We start from the raw sequence: 2,477 nt of genomic DNA, 5'->3' as shown, positions 1-2,477 counted from the left end.
GCGCCGGTCGTCTCGGAGAAGAGCTACAGCGAGCTGAACCGGAACTGGTACACCTTCCTGGTGCACCCGGACGCGAACAAGACCGAGATCAAGATCGCTATCCAGCAGATCTTCAACGTCCGCGTCCTGACGGTCAACACGCTCAACCGCCAGGGCAAGCGCAAGCGCACCAAGACCGGCTTCGGTCAGCGCAAGGCGACCAAGCGGGCGATCGTGAAGCTGGCTGACGGTGACCGTATCGAGGCCTTCGGCGGCCCGGTCAGCTGAGGGGTGTAGACAATGGCTATCCGTAAGTACAAGCCGACGACGCCGGGCCGACGTGGCTCCAGCGTTGCCGACTTCGCCGAGATCACCCGGTCCACGCCGGAGAAGTCCCTGCTGGCCCCGCTGCCGAAGAAGGGCGGACGCAACGCCCACGGCCGGATCACCGCCCGGCACCACGGCGGCGGCCACAAGCGGCAGTACCGCCTGATCGACTTCAAGCGGGTCGACAAGGACGGCGTGCCGGCGAAGGTCGCGCACATCGAGTACGACCCGAACCGCACCGCGCGCATCGCGCTGCTGCACTACGCCGACGGCGAGAAGCGCTACATCCTCGCGCCGAAGGACCTGAAGCAGGGCGACCGGGTCGAGTCCGGGCCGGGCGCCGACATCAAGCCGGGCAACAACCTGCCGCTGCGCAACATCCCGGTCGGTACCACCGTCCACAACGTGGAGCTGCGTCCGGGCGGCGGCGCCAAGCTGGCCCGTTCGGCCGGCGTCGGCATCCAGCTGCTCGGCCGGGAGGGCGTGTACGCGACCCTGCGTATGCCGTCCGGTGAGATCCGGCGGGTCGACGTGCGCTGCCGCGCCAGCGTCGGCGAGATCGGCAACGCCGACCAGTCGAACATCAACTGGGGCAAGGCCGGCCGGATGCGGTGGAAGGGCAAGCGCCCGACCGTCCGTGGTGTCGCGATGAACCCGGTCGACCACCCGCACGGTGGTGGTGAGGGTAAGACCTCCGGTGGTCGCCACCCGGTGAACCCGCAGGGTAAGCCCGAGGGCCGCACCCGTCGTAAGGGCCAGCCGAGCGACCGGCTGATCGTCCGCCGCCGCTACGCCACGCGTAAGCGCGGCTGAGGGAGATAGAGCATGCCTCGCAGCCTGAAGAAGGGCCCGTTCATCGACGACCACCTGCTCAAGAAGGTGGAGACGCAGAACGACAAGGGCTCGAAGAACGTCATCAAGACCTGGTCGCGCCGCTCGACGATCATCCCCGAGATGCTCGGGCACACGATCGCCGTGCACGACGGACGCAAGCACGTCCCGGTGTTCATCACCGAGGCCATGGTCGGGCACAAGCTCGGCGAGTTCGCGCTGACCCGCACGTTCAAGGGTCACGAGAAGGACGACCGGAAGAGCCGCCGGCGCTGACGCCGCGGGCATACGGATAGAGGAACAAGGGGTTACAGCGATGCCAGGAAAGGGCGACGCTCCGGTGCTTCCGGGCGCGCGGGCGATTGCGCGACACGTGCGCATCTCGCCGATGAAGGCGCGCCGGGTGGTCAACCTCGTCCGCGGCCTGCCCGCGAAGGAGGCGCTCACGGTGCTGCAGTTCGCGCCGCAGGCGGCGAGCGAGCAGGTGTACAAGGTGCTCGCGAGCGCGATCGCCAACGCGGAGAACAACGAGCGGCTGGACCCTGACGCGCTGCTCGTCAGCGAGGCGTTCGTCGACGAGGGCCCGACCATGAAGCGGTTCCGGCCGCGGGCGCAGGGCCGGGCCTACCGGATCCGCAAGCGCACCTGCCACATCACCGTGGCGGTCGAGGCGGTCGCGCCGGCCGCGCCGAAGAAGTCCGCGGCGAAGAAGGCGGCACCGGCGCAGCAGGCCGAGCCCGCAGCGACCGAGAGCAAGACGGAGGGTGCCGAGTAATGGGTCAGAAGGTTCACCCCACTGGATTCCGGCTCGGCATCTCGACCGACTGGAAGTCCCGCTGGTTCGCGGACAAGCTCTACAAGGACTACATCGGCGAGGACGTCAAGATCCGCCGGATGATGTCCAAGGGCCTCGAGCGTGCCGGCATCTCCAAGGTCGACATCGAGCGCACCCGGGACCGCGTCCGGGTCGACATCCACACCGCCCGGCCGGGCATCGTCATCGGCCGTAAGGGTGCGGAGGCCGACCGGATCCGCGGCGAGCTGGAGAAGCTCACCGGCAAGCAGGTGCAGCTGAACATCATCGAGGTCAAGAACCCCGAGTCGGACGCGCAGCTGGTCGCCCAGGGCGTCGCCGAGCAGCTCTCCAGCCGGGTCAGCTTCCGTCGGGCCATGCGCAAGTCGATGCAGTCGGCGATGAAGAACCCCGTCTGCAAGGGCATCCGGGTTCAGGTCTCGGGCCGCCTCGGTGGCGCCGAGATGAGCCGGACGGAGTTCTACCGCGAGGGTCGGGTTCCGCTGCACACGCTGCGGGCCAACATCGAGTACGGCTTCTTCGAGGC

General features: G+C 68.3%; 5 protein-coding genes. All 5 read left to right on the top strand.

Annotation, left to right across the window (positions count from 1 at the left end):
* A partial coding sequence (gene rplW / locus ACOJTC_RS04745; protein ID WP_420115898.1) for a 50S ribosomal protein L23 occupies nucleotides 1–267 on the top strand: 267 nt, incomplete at its 5' end.
* 12 nt (nucleotides 268–279) lie between these two features.
* On the top strand, nucleotides 280–1,119 hold the full coding sequence (gene rplB, locus ACOJTC_RS04740; protein WP_204924858.1) for a 50S ribosomal protein L2: 840 nt from the start codon (nucleotides 280–282) through the stop codon (nucleotides 1,117–1,119).
* 12 nt (nucleotides 1,120–1,131) lie between these two features.
* On the top strand, nucleotides 1,132–1,413 hold the full coding sequence (gene rpsS / locus ACOJTC_RS04735; protein WP_095563690.1) for a 30S ribosomal protein S19: 282 nt from the start codon (nucleotides 1,132–1,134) through the stop codon (nucleotides 1,411–1,413).
* Nucleotides 1,414–1,453: 40 nt separating this feature from the next.
* Nucleotides 1,454–1,912 (top strand): 50S ribosomal protein L22, encoded by a 459-nt coding sequence (gene rplV / locus ACOJTC_RS04730; RefSeq protein ID WP_420115897.1) that lies wholly within the window; start codon nucleotides 1,454–1,456, stop codon nucleotides 1,910–1,912.
* Nucleotides 1,912–2,477, top strand: a 566-nt coding sequence (rpsC, locus tag ACOJTC_RS04725) for a 30S ribosomal protein S3 (RefSeq protein WP_420115896.1), incomplete at its 3' end; no start/stop codon positions are given. The genes rplV and rpsC, both read left to right, overlap by 1 nt.

This window comes from Micromonospora sp. (genome assembly GCF_048594385.1).
GTDB classification, from domain to species: Bacteria; Actinomycetota; Actinomycetes; order Mycobacteriales; family Micromonosporaceae; genus Micromonospora; species Micromonospora wenchangensis.
Note: the sequence above shows the minus strand (reverse complement) of the source record. Positions and strands in the feature narration are given on the sequence as shown.